This is a genomic window from Moritella sp., assembly GCF_033791185.1.
In the GTDB taxonomy this organism is placed as follows: domain Bacteria; phylum Pseudomonadota; class Gammaproteobacteria; order Enterobacterales; family Moritellaceae; genus Moritella.
The window spans coordinates 1-16,617 of record NZ_JASJHF010000321.1; the positions used below are offsets into that span (position 1 = coordinate 1).

The window sequence follows — 16,617 nt, forward strand, 5'->3', positions numbered from 1 at the left end:
TGGTTAGCGGGTGGTTTATTAATTGGTACTTGGCTTAACTGGTTGATCTGTGCAAAACGTTTACGTACGTACAGCATAGTAACCAAATCAATTACTTTACCAGAATTCTTATCTCGTCGTTTTAAAGACGACTCAAAAGCAATTCAAATTTGTTCCGCATTCTTTATCTTGATGTTCTTCTTGTTCTATACCAGTTCAGGTTTAGTGGCTGGCGGTAAGTTATTTGAAACCGTATTTGGTCTAGATTACCAGCTAGCAGTAGTGCTCGGCACCGTATGTGTGGTCTCTTATACGTTATTCGGTGGTTTCTTAGCTGTGTCTTGGACTGATTTAGTCCAAGGTCTGTTAATGTCAGCGGCATTATTAATTGTGCCACTCAGCGCGATGAACGGCAGTTTCAGTGACCTAGGTGCTGCAATGGCAGAAATCAATCCTGAACTACTGACAATATGGCAAAACAGCAAAGGTGAAGAGCTTAGTGCCATAGCCATCATTTCATTAGCGGCTTGGGGGCTAGGTTATTTTGGCCAACCACATATTCTGGCACGTTTCAAAGCAACTCGTAGTAATAAAGACCTAGTGAAAGCACGTCGCATTGCCGTGGTTTGGACTTCATTATCGATGTTTGGTGCTATGCTAGTCGGTCTCGTAGGTCTGGTTTACACGAATACTAACAACATTACTATCGCTGACGCTGAAACTATTTTCATGTTATTAGTGAATAGCCTATTCCATCCTGTTATTGCTGGTATCTTACTTGCAGCAATCTTAGCGGCAATTATGAGTACAGCGGATTCACAGCTACTCGTATCATCATCAGCACTGGCTGAAGATTTCTACAAGCAACTAATTCGTCCACAAGCAAGCAGCGAAGAACTTGTTACTGTTGGTCGTTTTGGTGTGGTGGGCCTGTCTATCGTGGCATTGCTACTGGCACTTAATCCAGACAGTTCGGTGCTTGGCTTAGTATCTTATGCATGGGCTGGTTTTGGTGCTGCATTTGGTCCTGCACTTATCATTTCGTTATATTGGCGTGGTATGACTCGCAATGGTGCACTTGCGGGTATTATCATTGGTGCGGTTACTGTCGTGGTTTGGAAACAATTGAGCGGTGGTATCTTCGAACTGTATGAAATCGTACCGGGTATCATCTTTGCTTCTCTGGCGATTATTATTATCTCGCTAATGGGTAAAGAAGACGATTACAGTATTCAAGAAGACTACGACGAATATGAGTCTGCTTTAGATACAATGGCGTAATAGCCACCAGCGATAAAACGCTAAAGGTAAACTATTACCCATAAAAATGCCGCGCTATAATTAGTGCGGCATTTTATTTTCGACTCTAGCATAATGCTATTGATCCACTAACAAATAACTACTTCACCCGTTCAAGTAGACTAAAATGGTAATCATGTGGGTTTTTATCATCAGCCGCATAATATTCATTTTCAATTTCTTGCCAATTGTATTGTTCATAATCAGGGAACCAAGTATCCCCTTCAGTCGTTAACTCAATATGCGTCAAATACAAACGATCTGCAGCCGCTAAGCACTGATTATAAATAGTAGCGCCACCAATGATCATTAACTCTTCAACATCGCCAGCTGCAACAACAGCATCATCAAGAGTTGCCACAACCGTGACCCCCTCAGGCTTATAATCAGACTTTCGGCTTAATACGATGTTTAATCGACCTGGTAATGGGCGCCCAATTGACTCAAAGGTATTACGCCCCATCACGATAGGTTTACCTAATGTTGCACGCTTAAATAATTGTAACTCTGCAGGTAAGTGCCATGGCATTTTGTTATTTAAACCAATCACTCGGTTATTTGCCAGCGCGGCAATCATGGAAATAATCACAACAACTCCTTAATCAAACAATAGGTTTGTTACGGTACACCAGCACAGGCGCAATCGCTAGACCAAAGCTTAAGCCAATCAAAATAAAAATAGTTAACAAACCATTTTCAACCACTTGTTGTTGCAATTGCAGGCTATAACCTTGGTGGTGCAGCGTCATCAAGCCAGTCATCGTTTTATAAGCATAAACACCGGGGATCATTGGAATCACAGCGGCAACGGTAACAACAGGGCGGGGAATTAGAACGCGACGAGACCAAGGCACAGTCGCTAAACCTAATAGTGTTGCAGCAATAAAGGTTGACCATTCAATCGGCACATTAAAGTGTAGCAATAACGAACGCAAGGCATGCGTGCTGCCTGCAAATACAACGCAAGCTAATAAGGCCTGTCGTGGGACATTAAATAACAAAGCAAAGCCCAATGCAGCAATACCAGCAAACGCCGCATCATCGAGCAGCATGAATAACAACTCACTCATAACCAGCCTCCTAGTTGGGCTAACTGTACCGCTAAGACAATACCTAATGTTGAAGCTAGAGTAAGTAGTGTGGCAGTCATCCACCTTGCCATACCAATGGTGACATGGCCTTTCACCATATCTGATACCGCATTAATTAATGGAAAACCAGGGACAAGCTGTAATACGCTGGTGATCATAATTAACTCAGGGTCGTTACCCCAACCAAGACCACTAGCAAAACTGCCAATGAAGGTGGCAGTAAATGCGGTAATGAAAAACACCGTGACTAAATTATGATGTAACTGGGTAAGCCACTGACGAATACGCATGGCAATAAAGCTCGTCACCCAAGTACAGATAAAGATAATACTGTCGCCACCAAATAAATGGCTAAAACAAGCACACGATAACGCCACAAAGCACGCGACTATGACTGAATTGTATTTCGGTACATCTAAGTTATCTAAGCGCAGCTTTACTTGCTCAACATCATAAATCTTCTTTTCAGCAAGAATGCAAACACGCTGCACTTCACATACTATCCCCATATCAATACCATGAGCCTTCATGGTACGGGTTGTAGTAACACAATGATCGTTAAATCGAGAAGTGAGAATGATGGCTTTGGAGGTCAGTGCAATTTCAACACTGTCTAGACCAAACGCCATTCCAAGACGTTCAGTGGTCTGTTCTATGATTCGACTTTCAGCGTTATAGGCCTGCAATAATTGTCCAGCACGGGCGATCACACGCGTTATTGAAGCTTGGTGTTCATGACTAATAACAACTTTATGATTAACCCTGTGTTCATTACATCCATTATTCATGATTATATCCATTATTCATGACTACATCTTACTACCTAACACTTATTGAATAGTTTATTGTAGCCGTAAATAGTATAAAAACCTATTCAATATAAGATGCAAATTAAAATAGAAGTAAGTAATAAATTCATCTGCTTTATTTAGTTACTGAGCAATAATTCATTTAAATAGTCCTGAATCCCATTATTCTCTCGTGATATGCCAATATATCCCCGCTTGTGCTTCACGACCCTTGCATACCCAAAGTCCGACGGCGCACACTAACTCATCGCCATAATAAACCAATGGAATGCGATCTCGTAACCAAGGCGCTATTTGGTACTCTTGATATAACTTTTTAATACTGCGAGAACCACTGCGGCCGATGGGATGACACTTCCCCTCCCCCCGAAAACGAATTGTCACCACCTCATGTGCAAGAGGTGCTTTCACACATGGAAGACTGGTATTATCAATAAATAACGGCACATTATCAGCACAATTATTACCTTGTAATTGCAATAAACCTATATTGTCCGGCAATCTAATCGTTTGTTTTTGAGCATGCTCAAGCGTTATGACAACGTCTTTTAATTCTGCGTACTTCTGCTGGTTGTAAAGCACACCTTGATAACGACGGAATTCACCGGCTTGCCAACTGAGTTGTGGATTCGCATCATCCGCCGCATTAACGACTTCCAGCCATAATTTATCTAAATGATGACGACTCGGCATGGGTAATTGTTGTTTAGCCAACCAAAAGCGAATGACATTATTGCGACGTATTTTCGATAATTGCTGTAATGCAACAATCTTCAAGCCAGCTAAATTATGCTCACAAAGAGTCAAATCCATCTGCGCAATTTCATCTGCTAATTCTTGTTGCTCTGCACATAACTCAGCACTACGATGAACCGCATTGGCAATATTCGGCCAACGTTGTTTTAAACTGGGAATGATTTCATGGCGCAAGTAGTTACGATCATAGCTCTGGTCATTATTACTTTCGTCCTCTACCCAAGTTAGCTGCGCCTGCGTAGCATAATCCAGCAATGCTTGCTGTGGCAAAGTCAGTAAGGGGCGGACGATTTGAGAATTAGATTGTAATGTAAAAGGCATTTTTGCAGCCATGGCTGATAACCCTTTAACACCAGCCCCCCGTTTTAATTGCAGCAGGAAGGTTTCAAGTTGATCATCTAAGTGTTGCCCTAGTAACAGGAGTGATTCAGCAGTTAAGTGTTTTGCTATTGCCTGATAACGGGCTGTGCGAGCTTTAGCTTCTAAGCTTTCTCTATTACTCACATTAAGTACCACCTTCTCTGCAACAAAGTGAATACCTAACGCCTTAGCGGTTTGCTGACAATGCGCGAGCCAATCATCGGCATTGTCACTTAAACCATGATGGACATGCACAGCAAGGTAGTTGTGTTGCGGATACAGCAGCTTATAACGTGCCATGAGGTGTAATAACACATGAGAATCAAGGCCGCCGCTGTAAGCAAGTACTAGCTGCATAGGTTTTATCGTTAACGATTGTAACGCGTGCTGGAATGTTGAGAAAAGATTAACGTTTGTAACCACAGTTATCATCACCATAAGAATAGACGAACACAGTATATACCGAAAAGTTGTGGATATAAAAAAACCGCGAATAAAGCTATCAGCGGTTTAATTACATTCGTCTATATCTATACCCTATATGGCTATAGGAACTTACATGCCAAATGACATTAAGCGTTCATAACGTTGATCGAGTAAAGTTTCATGATCAAGTGGTGACAACTCAGCCAGATCCGCTTTAATACGTTCTTTCAAGTTCGCAGCCATTAGCGGTACGTCGCGATGTGCACCACCCAATGGCTCAGCAATAACCGTATTAATTAAATCTAAACTCTTAAGTCGCTCAGCGGTAATCCCCATCGCTTCTGCAGCCAATGGCGCTTTATCTGCAGACTTCCATAAGATTGATGCACAACCTTCTGGAGAGATCACCGAATAAGTGCTGTATTGCAGCATGTTCACACGATCACCAACACCAATGGCTAATGCACCACCAGAACCGCCCTCGCCAATTACAGTGCAAATAACTGGTACTGTTAGTTCAGCCATTTCCTTTAAATTACGTGCAATTGCTTCACTTTGACCACGTTCTTCAGCACCAACCCCTGGATAGGCACCTGGAGTATCGATGAACGTAATGATAGGCATGTTAAATCTTTCAGCCATTTTCATTAAACGCAATGCTTTACGGTAACCTTCTGGACGCGGCATACCAAAGTTGCGCTTTAATTTTTCGGTGGTATCGCGGCCTTTTTGCTGACCAATAATCATCACTGGCATACCATCTAAACGCGCAGTACCGCCAACAATGGCTTTATCATCTGCATACGCACGATCACCAGCAAGTTCATCGAAATCGGTAAACACATGTTCAATATAATCAAGTGTATAAGGACGTTGTGGATGACGGGCCATTTTAGCCACATCCCAAGGTTTCATATCATTGAATATTTTCTTGGTTAGTTCTGCGTTCTTTTTTTCTAAGCGCGAGATCTCATCTTGTAAATCAACATCATCAGAGTTGTTTGTTACAAGTTTTAATTCGTCGATTTGAGCCTGTAATTCTGCAATCGGCTGTTCAAAATCTAAAAAATTTACGGCCATGAGGCACTGCTTCCTTATCTAATATTATTGCTAATAGCTAATGACGACAGTTTATTCGCGTCAGCACTAATCAAATTCAAGATCAACATTTCCCGACCCTAACATCAGCTCTAATCCATATAAGAGCTCATCGGAGGGTGATACTCGCCATTCAACACCTAAGGTCAATTTAGCCTTAGCGTCAGCGCGTTGATAGTAGATGTTTATGGGACAAGTACCCGCACGGTAAGGTTCAAGTGTCTCCATAAACTTACCCATAAACGTATCATTTATTTTGTCTGCATTTAACTGCAGAGTGAGGCCTCGCGCATAGCGTTCACGCGCAGCTTCAATATCCATAACTTCTCTAGCGGTCATTTTATACCCGCCATTGAAATCGTCAAAGCTGACCTCTCCAGTAATCACTAAAATGCGATCTTTAGCGATATATTCCTCATAACGTTCAAACGCTTCTGAGAAGAACATCACACTTAAGCGGCCACTCTTATCGTCAATTTCTAAGATCCCCATACGGGTACCTTTTTTCGTTACTTTGACTTGCGCAGAAATAACTAAACCTACAGCAGTAACAACTTTACCACGTTCAGTTGGTTTTACATCTTTCAAGCGGTTACTCGAATAACGCTTCACTTCTTTAATATACTGGTTAATTGGATGACCAGTAAGATAAAGACCCAGCGTTTCACGCTCCCCTTCAAGCCAAACTTTATCAGGCCATTCAGGTACATCAGCAAATTTACTTTCTACTTCTTCTGGCTCTGTGGTTAAAATACCAAACAGATCAGTTTGACCATAAGATTCGGCCATCGCATGTTGTGCAGCAGCTTTCATCGCTTCAGGTAATGTAGCATGCAAGGCTGCACGATGTGGGCCTAATTTATCTAATGCGCCAGCATAAATCAGCTTTTCCATGATACGTTTATTGATTTTTTTCAAATCTACACGATTACAGAAATCAAATAGATCAGAGAATTCACCACCACTTTCACGAGCAGCAATAATCGCGTCAATAGGCCCTTCACCAACACCTTTAATCGCACCAATACCATAAATAATAGTATGGTCTTCATCAACGTTAAACTTAAATAAACCTTTGTTCACATCCGGCGGTAATATCGTCAGCCCCATGCGTTCAACTTCATCAACAAGGGTAACGACTTTCTCGGTATTATCCATATCAGCTGACATTACAGCTGCCATGAAGTAAGAAGGGTAATGAGTCTTCATCCACAGCGTTTGATACGATACGAGTGCGTATGCAGCGGAGTGAGATTTATTGAACCCGTAACCAGCAAATTTTTCTACCAGATCGAAAATCTTCATCGACAGCTCGCCGTCGACACCGTTATTTATAGCACCTTCTTTAAAGGTACCACGCTGTTTTTCCATCTCTTCTGGTTTTTTCTTACCCATAGCACGACGTAACATGTCGGCACCACCAAGGGTATAACCAGATAAGACCTGGGCAATCTGCATGACTTGTTCTTGATACAAGATAATGCCGTAAGTCGGATCGAGAATTTCTTTCAACGATTCATGTTGATATTGGGCATCAGGATAAGATACTTCTTCTCGGCCATGTTTACGGTCAATAAAGTTATCTACCATGCCTGATTGCAATGGACCAGGTCGGAACAAGGCTACCAGTGCAATCATATCTTCAAAGCTATCGGGCTTGAGGCGTCGGATCAAATCTTTCATACCACGGGATTCTAACTGGAATACCGCGGTCGTTTCTGAGCGCTGCAATAAGTCAAAACACTTTTGATCGGTAATATCAATCGACTCAATGCGGATCGCTTCTTTGCCTTGTTTAAGCAAATGCGGGTTCGCCATATCCAGCGCCCACTGAATAATGGTTAAGGTTCGTAATCCCAAGAAATCGAATTTAACCAGTCCCGCTTCTTCTACGTCGTTCTTATCAAACTGGGTAACTGGGTTATGACCTTCATCATCACAGTACAAAGGTGCAAAGTCAGTGATCACCGTCGGTGAGATAACCACACCACCGGCATGCTTACCGGCGTTACGTATGACACCTTCAAGAATGCGTGCCATATCAACCAGCGCACGTACTTCTTCATCACCTCGATACATTTCGTCTAAGCGTGGTTCAATTTCCCATGCTTTGGTTAAGTTCATCCCCGGATCGCCCGGAATAAGCTTAGAAATTCGATCAACAAAACCAAACGGATGACCAAGCACACGTCCTACATCGCGAATTACCGCTTTTGCCGCCATGGTACCAAAAGTAATGATCTGACTTACCGCATCACGACCATACAATTCAGCAACGTGATCGATTACTTCATCACGACGGTCCATACAGAAATCGACATCGAAATCGGGCATGGAGACACGCTCTGGATTCAAGAAACGCTCGAACAGTAATTCATATTCAATCGGATCAAGATCGGTAATTTTAAGCGCGTAAGCCACTAATGAACCAGCGCCGGACCCGCGACCAGGGCCAACAGGAATATTGTTGTCTTTACTCCACTGAATGAACTCCATTACGATCAAGAAGTAACCCGGGAAGCCCATGTTGTTAATTACTTTAAGTTCGATGTCTAAACGTTCTTCATAACCCGGGCGCTGGCGTTCACGCTCAGCAGGATCTGGAAACAGAAAGTCTAAACGTTCAACCAAGCCATCTTCAGATACTTTAACTAAAAAATCTTCGGTAGAAAGCTCACCGGTTGGGAAGTTAGGTAAGAAGTATTCACCTAAGCGCACTGTCGCATTACAACGTTTAGCAATTTCAACAGAGTTCGCCAATGCTTCGGGAATATCAGCAAATAACTCACACATTTCATCTTCGCTGCGTAAGTATTGTTCTTTACTGTACAACCTAGGACGACGTTTATCTTCTAACGTATAGCCATCATGGATCGATACCCGGACCTCATGGGCATCAAATTCGTCTTCATTCAAGAACACCACGTCATTGGTCGCAACGACAGGGAGTTGATGCTGACTGGCAAACTCAACGGCCATGTGTAAATAAGCTTCTTCGTCCTGACGTCCAGTTCGGATAAGTTCAAGATAATAACTATCAGAAAAATAGGTTTGGTAAAATTGTAAACACTTCTGTGCAAGGTCACTATTACCTTTTAATAAGGCTTTACCTATATCACCATTACGGCCACCTGATAACAAGATAACACCTTCGGCATGCTCTGCTAGCCAGGCTTTATCTATGATCGCACGACCATCAACATGACCACGGCTATACGCTTTAGAGATCAACACCGTGATGTTGTTATAACCTTTATTATCTTTAGCCAGAGCTGTGATCTTAAATTGCTCTTCAGGATACTCTTCACTTTGTACCCAAAAATCAGCGCCAATAATAGGCTTAACACCAGCGCGTTCCATCGCACCATAAAACTTAACCAATGCACACATATTAGTTTGATCGGTTAACGCGACCGCCGGCATATTGAGTTCTTGTAAGCGAGGAGCAAGACGTTTAATACGTACTAAGCTGTCCACCATCGAGAATTCAGAGTGTAAATGCAGGTGAATAAAACGAGGTTCTGCCATAAGTAAGACTTTCTGCTAATTAATAGATAAAAATAAAACGAGAAACAATAACGCTAACGTGGCACTCGGCCAGCTTAGCTTATTTTAATAGACCCAGCGCGCGTTGCACAGGTTTAAAACTTTTACGGTATTCTTCTGTTGGCCCCAGTTCTGCCAACTTTTCCATATGCGCCTTGGTTGGATAGCCCTTATGCTGAGCAAAACCATAAGCAGGGTGACGTTTATCCAATTCTTCCATTTCAGCATCACGCACTACTTTTGCTAAAATTGACGCAGCACTTATCTCGGCTACGCGTAAGTCCCCTTTAACAATGGCTTCTGCAGCCATTGGTAATGCAGGGCAACGGTTACCATCAATAAAAACGTGCTCTGGTTGTATTGATAAGCCCGCAATTGCGCGTTGCATAGCAACCATCGTCGCTTGTAAGATATTCAGTTCATCAATCTCACTTGGGCTACAACGGCCAATACTCCACGCCAGTGCTTTTTGTTTAATTTCAGGGAACAGTAATTGGCGTTTTTTCTCACTCAATTTTTTTGAGTCTGTTAAGCCAATAATGGGATTGTTTGGATCTAATATCACTGCTGCGGTAACCACATCACCCACTAATGGACCACGGCCGACTTCATCAACACCAGCAACAAGCTTCCCTTCTGGGTAAATTATTTCATCATACATTTTTAGTTACCTGCTCTATTGCTGGAATATTATCTTCATTAATTAATTCAAGTACCGCGTCCGCAGCTTTCTTATCCGCATTACAACGGATTTGTTGATGCAACTCGGTAAAGAGAGCCATCAATTCAGCATTGTCTGTTTCTAACAACTTTGCCATTTCATCAGCCAATATCTCCGGCTGGCAGTCATCTTGCAAACGTTCAGCGACAATTTCTTTTTTCGCTAATAAATTTGGTAATGATACAAATGGCGCCTTCATCAAACGTAGCATGATCTTATAGGTTAGCGGTTTAACGCGATAACCAACCACCATCGCTCGTTTCATTAACATGGTCTCAAGTGCTGCTGTACCTGATGCTAATAGTACCGCATCTGCAACCGCCATGGCTTCACGCGCATGGCCATCCAAAATAATCACATCAAGTTCTGGAGCCACTTCTTGTTTAATCGCTAAGAACTGCGCTTTACGCTCTTCATTAACCATAGGTACAACGAACTGTAAATCACTAAAGCGCTGCTTTAATAATAGCGCGGTTTCTAAAAAGCTGGCTGACAACAACCCCACTTCACCAGCACGACTGCCCGGTAGAATAGCCACATAACGTTGTTTAGGATCGAGTTTTAACTGTGCAATGGCCGCTTGTTTATCCGCGCCTGCCAATGGGATAGAATCAGCCATGGTATGACCAATAAAACGACAAGGCACATCATATTCATCATAAAAAGCTTTTTCAAACGGCAGAAAGGCCAACACCATATCCACCGCTTTTTTAATTTTAAATACGCGTTTTTGACGCCATGCCCAAACTGAAGGACTGACGTAGTGCACAGTTTTTATGCCATCGCTTTTTAACTTTAATTCAATTGGAATATTAAAATCAGGTGCATCAACACCGATGAAGATATCTGGCGGATTTTGTTTAAAATGGGCAAGTACTTCCCGCTTTACTTTAAATAGTCTTGGTAACCGACCTAGTACTTCCACTAGACCAAATACAGATAGCTCTTCCATTTCAAACAGTGTATTAAAACCAAGCGCTTGCATACGAGGTCCGGCAATACCTTCGAAAATGGCATCTGGGTGACGGGATTTAATTTCTTTGATCAGGGCGGCAGCTAAAATATCGCCGGAGACTTCCCCAGCGATAATACCAATACGTAATGGTTTCGTTGTCATTGTAAGCTATCTATAAAGAATACGATTAACGAATAATACCACGTTCATTGGTTTTTAAAAATTCTGTAAACAAAGCAACGCTTGGTTGTTCATTCGCACTTTCTTCTAACGCCACTAATGCTTCAGCTACTGTATTACCTTGACGAAACACGATACGGTAAGCACGCTTAACCGCTTTAATAGCATCAGCATCAAATCCACGGCGCTTAAGGCCTTCAGAATTGATCCCAAACGGCTTAGCATGATGACCCGATGCCATAACATACGGTGGAATATCTTTAATGATAACAGAACCACCGGCAACGAAGGCATGAGAACCCACTTTACCAAACTGATGTATTGCTGCGTGACCACCAAAGATCACGAAATCACCAATATGTACATGACCCGCTAATGTCGCGTTGTTAGCAAAAATACAGTTATCACCGATGATCACATCATGCGCAACATGCGCGTTCACCATAAATAGACTGTTGCTACCAATTTTGGTTAAACCTTGGTCTTGTACTGTACCACGGTGGATCGTAACGCCTTCACGAAAGACATTATTATCACCAATTTCAAGACGGGTATTTTCACCTGCGTACTTTAGATCTTGGCATTCTTCACCAATTGAGCCAAATTGGAAAAAGCGATTACCTTTACCAATCTTACACGGACCATTGATGACCACATGAGAAGCGATCACACAGTCATCACCAATCTCAACATTCTCACCAATAGTAGTCCAAGGACCAATTTTTACATTATTACCAATTCTTGCGCTTTCATGCACAATAGCTGTTTCATGAATCACTATTTATTCTCTCGTCTTGCGCACATGATCTCAGCTTCACAAACTACGTCACCATCGACTTTTGCGATTGCAACAAAGCGGCCAATTCCACGGCGTTCTTTAATTAATTCAACATGCAGGTGTAATACATCACCAGGTACTACAGGCTTACGGAAACGCGCTTTGTCAATACCAGCGAAATAATACAATTCATTATCGCCAGGACCGCCTGATGATTTATAACCTAACAAACCTGATGCTTGCGCTAATGCTTCTAGAATTAACACACCAGGGAAAATAGGCTGCTTTGGAAAATGACCTGTAAACTGAGGTTCATTTACCGACACATTTTTAACTGCATGTAACGATGCACCCGCTACGTAATCTAATACTCGGTCAACAAGCAAAAATGGATATCTATGTGGTAATAATTCCATGATTTCTTGTATTTCAATTCGGTTTAGTTGTTCACTCAAAATTTATATTCCTGTAGCAACGAAAGCTTTATATCGCTTAGGTTTAGCTTAATTTTTCTAGTTTAGATAAGCGTTTATGCATATCATCAATTTTCATTACACGGGCTGTTTGACGACGCCATTCACGATTAGTTTGTGCCGGGATACCTGATGAATAAAGACCCGCTTTATCAATCGGGCGCATTACCATCGACATACCAGTGATATTAACGTTATCGGTTATTTCCATATGACCATTGATAACACTACCACCGCCAATCATGCATTGTTTACCTAATTTTAAGCTTCCTGCTAACAGAGTTCCGCCAGAGATAGCGGTGTTTTCACCTATTTCTACATTATGGCCGACTTGGCATTGATTATCTAAAATCACGCCGTCGCTAATAATAGTATTATCTAGTGCGCCGCGATCAATTGTGGTGCACGCACCAATCTCAACCCGATCACCAATGATAACACGACCAAGTTGCGGGATCTTGATCCAGCGGCCACCGTCATTGGCATAACCAAAACCATCAGCACCTATCACAGTACCACTTTGAACCAGGCAGTCTGAACCGATGGTGATATCATGATAAATAGTAACATTTGCCCACAACTTAGTGCTCTGACCAATTGTGGTATTCTTACCGATAAAACAACCTGCGCCAATGACTACATTGTCGGCTAATGATACCCCCGTTTCGATAACGGCATTAGCACCAATAGCAACATTGTCACCCAGTATTACGTCATCAGCAATCACGGCACTCGGGGCAATATCGATTGCCGGAGCCGGAGTGGTATCAAGTAACTGTGCTACTAACGCAAAACCAACGTATGGGTTTTTCATTACCAACGCATTGGTCTTACACGCAGCAAGATCGTCAGGTTTAACAATCACAGCAGACGCTGCAACGGTCGCTAATTGAGCACTGTATTTACTATCACTTAAAAAAGTAATACTACCAGGCTGTGCATTTTGCATCGAATTAATCGCACTAATCTCGATGTTACCATCGCCGTGTAGCTCAGCTTGAATTGCCGTTGCTATTTGTTGTAACGTCATTGCCATGTTGAACCTTTCTACCTATAAAAATTTTATGCTATTTTACTATACTTTGTGTACAGTGCAGTAAAATATAATTACTTGCTTAATTCTTGAATGATTTTGTCAGAGATATCTAATTTTGGGTCTAGAAATAGAGCCGCTTGTTTAGTGATCACAAGGTCATAACCATCACGCTTAGATACGGTTTCAATGGCATTTTGTAATAATACTAACAGTTTATTATTCTCTTCTTGACCACGACGCTGCTGATCTTCTTTAAACGCTTTGCCTTTTAATTTTAGCTGTGCATCTAATTCTTCTAATTTACGTACCAGTTTAGTTTGCTCTTGTGGCGTCATTAACGCGGCATCACGTTGACGTTTCTCATTCAACGCAACTAATTCGGTTTGCAATTTGTTCAACTCAACAGCACGTATTTGGAACTCTTCGTTCAAACGTTTACCAATCGCTTCACGTTGTGGTAATTGCTGTAATATTTTACCCGCATCAACAACAGCATAACCCGCTGCACTTGCAGTAAATGATGCTCCAAGAGCTAGTGCTAATGCCGTTGCTTTAATAATTTTTTTCATTTTAGTCCCTAGTTAGCTTGTTAACTTAAATGCGTACTTACCATGCTGAAGTACGCATTTAATCAATGTGAGTTAGATTAGAAAGTGGTACCAATATTAAAGGTAAAGACTTCTGTTTTATCGCCTTCGTATTCTTTTAGAGGTGTCGCTAATGAAAATACTAATGGTCCCATTGGCGATAACCATTGTAAGCTAACACCTAGTGATGCTCGAACACGCATTGGATCGGAATAATCACCATAGTAATCACAGCCGCCTAAACATGCCTGACCTTCAAATTCTGACGAGTTAAATTCAGTATCCCATACCGAGCCCGCATCAACAAACACCGTTGTACGTACTAGATTGGCATATTCTTCACTTAAAAATGGCGTAGGGAAAATCAACTCCACACTACCCGTCGCAAGCGCATTACCACCAATAGAAGAATCCGTCGCTACATAGCCTTTATTACCACTACCTGGCGCATTAGAAGTCTGCAGACCTTTTGGACTAATGGTATTGCTATTAAAGCCACGTACCGAGTAGAAACCACCAGCATAGTAGTTTTCATAAAACGGGAGTATATGATCATCGCCATTGGATGTCTGACCATAACCATTACCATAAGCCACACGGCCACGCATTAATACTGACCAACGGTGATTAGTGGATAGCGGCACATAATACTTATTATCAAAACTCATTTTGAAATACTGTACATCAGAGCCCGGTACCGTCATGGTAAAATTGGCTTTCTGTTCTGAGCCTGATGTCGCAAATACACCACGGTTTAACGTGCGGCGACGCCAAGAAGCAGATACATCAAAACCTTGGAATACCACGAAACTACCATCGACATCAACTTCATCTTGATATATTTTCCAAAAATTATCAGTTTGTACATAAGAAGTTGTCTGCGAAATTTTATTCCACTCATAACCTAAACTAAAGCTCAGGGTATTGTTTTCGTTAACAGGGAAACCTAAAGTACCCGATATACCGTAAGTACGGTTGTTATAATCAACGATGTCCGCTTCTGATGCTTCAAAATCAGTGAAATAGATCTTACCACCAAAGCTCACACCATCAACAGTGAAGTATGGGTCGGTATAGTTAAGACTGGCATTTTTCGAGTAATCATTAGTACTGACACTCACACCCGCCTTGTTACCTGTACCAAAGAAGTTGTCTTGTTGAATACCGGCATTTAAACTTAAACCCGATTCAGAACCATAACCAATGCCGGCATTAAACGAACCAGCAGGTTGCTCTTTCACTTGTACATTAACATCAACCACATCCATTTCACCCGGTACACGTACCGTATTGGTGTTTACAGTCTCGAAGAAGCCAAGCTGATTTAGACGGGTTTTAGAACGGTCAATTAAACGATTCGATAACCAAGTACCTTCCATTTGACGCATTTCACGACGTAACACTTCATCTTTAGTGACATCATTCCCGGCAAAATTAATACGACGCACATAAATACGAGGTCCTGGCTCAACGGCAATAGTTAAATTAACCGTATGGTCTTCATCATTAATCTCAGGATAGGTTGATACTTTTGGATAAGCATAACCAAAGCGGCTCAGGTAACGACTTAAGCTCTCTTCCGTTGCCGTTACGCTAGCACCACTGTAAAGGTCGCCGGAATTAAGTGCTAATAAGCCACGTAACTCTTCTTCTTTATCTAATAGATCGCCGGTTAAAGTAATATTACCCAGTTGATATTGTTCGCCTTCATCAACTTTAAGGGTGATATAAATCCCTTGTTTATCCGATGTCATAGAAACTTGTGTTGATTCCGTTTTAAAACGAATATAACCATTATCAACATAGTGGCTACGTAGTTTTTCTAAATCACCTGCCAACAACTGCTTTTGATACTGCTGATCAGCCATGAAGTTCCACCATGGCGTATGATCACTTAGTTCAAACAAGTTCTTTAATTCTGATGTTGAGTAAACATTATTACCTAAGATATTAAGCTGCTTAATTTCTGCTGACTTGCCTTCAACAAAACTAAATTTAACATCAATACGATTACGTGGTAACGGCGTAATAATCGTGTTAATTTTCGCACTGTAACGACCAGCACCATAATAGAATTCTTGTAAGCCCTGCTCTACCGAACGAATAATGGTACGATCAATCGGTTCACCAACACGAATGCCTGAAGAATTTAAACTTTCTTGAAGTTGCTCTTCTGGGATCGCTTCATTACCCACAAACTCAATACTACTGATGGTTGGCAATTCAGTGACTTTAAATACCAGAGTTGAACCGTCACGGTATAACTCAATATCATCAAAGTTACCCGATGCATATAATTTTTTCACAGCTAACGCAGTATCGCTGCTGCTCACGCTATCGCCTTCACGCAGTGGAATATTCAATAATGCCGCGCCTAGCGTTACACGCTGTAAACCCTCAACTTGAATATCTTGAACAATGAAGCTATTGGCAGCCGCAGCAGCTGTCGCACTGGTTACTAAGCAAGCACTTGAAAGTAGTACGCCAGCTAAATATTTATTAATTATCATTCTGATTAAATAA

The 16,617-nt window shown here is 41.8% G+C and carries 14 protein-coding genes; 1 reads left to right on the forward strand and 13 read right to left on the reverse strand.

What is annotated here, in order from left to right; genetic code table 11:
- Positions 1–1,260 (forward strand): sodium/proline symporter PutP (gene putP / locus QNK26_RS18310; protein WP_319225534.1); only part of this gene is annotated, 1,260 nt, incomplete at its 5' end.
- 118 nt (positions 1,261–1,378) lie between these two features.
- On the opposite strand, the gene folA is transcribed toward putP, so the two are convergent.
- The 13 genes from folA to bamA all read right to left on the reverse strand — a co-directional run bounded on the left by folA (position 1,379) and on the right by bamA (position 16,604).
- Positions 1,379–1,867, reverse strand: a complete 489-nt coding sequence (folA, locus tag QNK26_RS18315) for a type 3 dihydrofolate reductase (RefSeq protein ID WP_319225536.1) — start codon at positions 1,865–1,867, stop codon at positions 1,379–1,381.
- A gap of 13 nt (positions 1,868–1,880) precedes the next feature.
- The gene (locus QNK26_RS18320; RefSeq protein ID WP_319225537.1) at positions 1,881–2,348 is read right to left on the reverse strand and encodes a threonine/serine exporter family protein; all 468 of its coding nucleotides are present in this window, start codon (positions 2,346–2,348) and stop codon (positions 1,881–1,883) included.
- Positions 2,345–3,157, reverse strand: coding sequence for a threonine/serine exporter family protein (locus tag QNK26_RS18325; RefSeq protein ID WP_319225539.1), 813 nt, complete (start codon positions 3,155–3,157; stop codon positions 2,345–2,347). Before QNK26_RS18325 ends, QNK26_RS18320 begins: the two co-directional genes overlap by 4 nt.
- Before the next feature lie 183 nt (positions 3,158–3,340).
- Positions 3,341–4,726 carry a tRNA lysidine(34) synthetase TilS gene (gene tilS, locus QNK26_RS18330; RefSeq protein ID WP_319225540.1) on the reverse strand — a complete coding sequence of 462 codons (1,386 nt, stop codon included), beginning with the start codon at positions 4,724–4,726 and terminating at the stop codon, positions 3,341–3,343.
- Between the two features lie 123 nt (positions 4,727–4,849).
- Positions 4,850–5,800: an acetyl-CoA carboxylase carboxyl transferase subunit alpha gene (accA, locus tag QNK26_RS18335; RefSeq protein ID WP_319225542.1), complete on the reverse strand. Its 951-nt coding sequence runs from the start codon at positions 5,798–5,800 to the stop codon at positions 4,850–4,852.
- A 66-nt stretch (positions 5,801–5,866) separates the two neighbouring features.
- Positions 5,867–9,346 (reverse strand): DNA polymerase III subunit alpha, encoded by a 3,480-nt coding sequence (dnaE, locus tag QNK26_RS18340; RefSeq protein ID WP_319225544.1) that lies wholly within the window; start codon positions 9,344–9,346, stop codon positions 5,867–5,869.
- Between the two features lie 79 nt (positions 9,347–9,425).
- Positions 9,426–10,025, reverse strand: coding sequence for a ribonuclease HII (rnhB, locus tag QNK26_RS18345; RefSeq protein WP_319225545.1), 600 nt, complete (start codon positions 10,023–10,025; stop codon positions 9,426–9,428).
- The gene (gene lpxB / locus QNK26_RS18350; RefSeq protein WP_319225547.1) at positions 10,018–11,202 is read right to left on the reverse strand and encodes a lipid-A-disaccharide synthase; all 1,185 of its coding nucleotides are present in this window, start codon (positions 11,200–11,202) and stop codon (positions 10,018–10,020) included. The genes rnhB and lpxB overlap by 8 nt, the downstream gene beginning before the upstream one ends.
- Before the next feature lie 25 nt (positions 11,203–11,227).
- Positions 11,228–11,998, reverse strand: a complete 771-nt coding sequence (gene lpxA, locus QNK26_RS18355) for an acyl-ACP--UDP-N-acetylglucosamine O-acyltransferase (protein WP_319225548.1) — start codon at positions 11,996–11,998, stop codon at positions 11,228–11,230.
- Entirely contained in the window at positions 11,998–12,453 is a 456-nt protein-coding gene (fabZ, locus tag QNK26_RS18360) for a 3-hydroxyacyl-ACP dehydratase FabZ (RefSeq protein ID WP_319225549.1), read from the reverse strand. Before fabZ ends, lpxA begins: the two co-directional genes overlap by 1 nt.
- Positions 12,454–12,496: 43 nt before the next feature.
- The gene (gene lpxD, locus QNK26_RS18365) at positions 12,497–13,507 is read right to left on the reverse strand and encodes a UDP-3-O-(3-hydroxymyristoyl)glucosamine N-acyltransferase (protein WP_319225550.1); all 1,011 of its coding nucleotides are present in this window, start codon (positions 13,505–13,507) and stop codon (positions 12,497–12,499) included.
- Positions 13,508–13,578: 71 nt separating this feature from the next.
- Entirely contained in the window at positions 13,579–14,076 is a 498-nt protein-coding gene (locus QNK26_RS18370; protein ID WP_319225552.1) for an OmpH family outer membrane protein, read from the reverse strand.
- A gap of 77 nt (positions 14,077–14,153) precedes the next feature.
- A complete protein-coding gene (gene bamA, locus QNK26_RS18375; protein WP_319225554.1) occupies positions 14,154–16,604 on the reverse strand; it encodes an outer membrane protein assembly factor BamA in 2,451 nt (816 codons plus the stop codon).
- Positions 16,605–16,617 lie beyond the last annotated feature (13 nt).

Excerpts from the sequence above, each read along its gene's own strand:
- lpxB (WP_319225547.1), bottom strand. The coding sequence starts at position 11,202 with ATGACAACGAAACCATTACGTATTGGTATTATCGCTGGGGAAGTCTCC.
- rnhB (WP_319225545.1), bottom strand. The coding sequence starts at position 10,025 with ATGTATGATGAAATAATTTACCCAGAAGGGAAGCTTGTTGCTGGTGTT.
- lpxD (WP_319225550.1), bottom strand. The coding sequence starts at position 13,507 with ATGGCAATGACGTTACAACAAATAGCAACGGCAATTCAAGCTGAGCTA.
- bamA (WP_319225554.1), bottom strand. The coding sequence starts at position 16,604 with ATGATAATTAATAAATATTTAGCTGGCGTACTACTTTCAAGTGCTTGC.
- QNK26_RS18370 (WP_319225552.1), bottom strand. The coding sequence starts at position 14,076 with ATGAAAAAAATTATTAAAGCAACGGCATTAGCACTAGCTCTTGGAGCA.
- QNK26_RS18325 (WP_319225539.1), bottom strand. The coding sequence starts at position 3,157 with ATGAATAATGGATGTAATGAACACAGGGTTAATCATAAAGTTGTTATT.
- accA (WP_319225542.1), bottom strand. The coding sequence starts at position 5,800 with ATGGCCGTAAATTTTTTAGATTTTGAACAGCCGATTGCAGAATTACAG.
- QNK26_RS18320 (WP_319225537.1), bottom strand. The coding sequence starts at position 2,348 with ATGAGTGAGTTGTTATTCATGCTGCTCGATGATGCGGCGTTTGCTGGT.
- dnaE (WP_319225544.1), bottom strand. The coding sequence starts at position 9,346 with ATGGCAGAACCTCGTTTTATTCACCTGCATTTACACTCTGAATTCTCG.
- tilS (WP_319225540.1), bottom strand. The coding sequence starts at position 4,726 with ATGATAACTGTGGTTACAAACGTTAATCTTTTCTCAACATTCCAGCAC.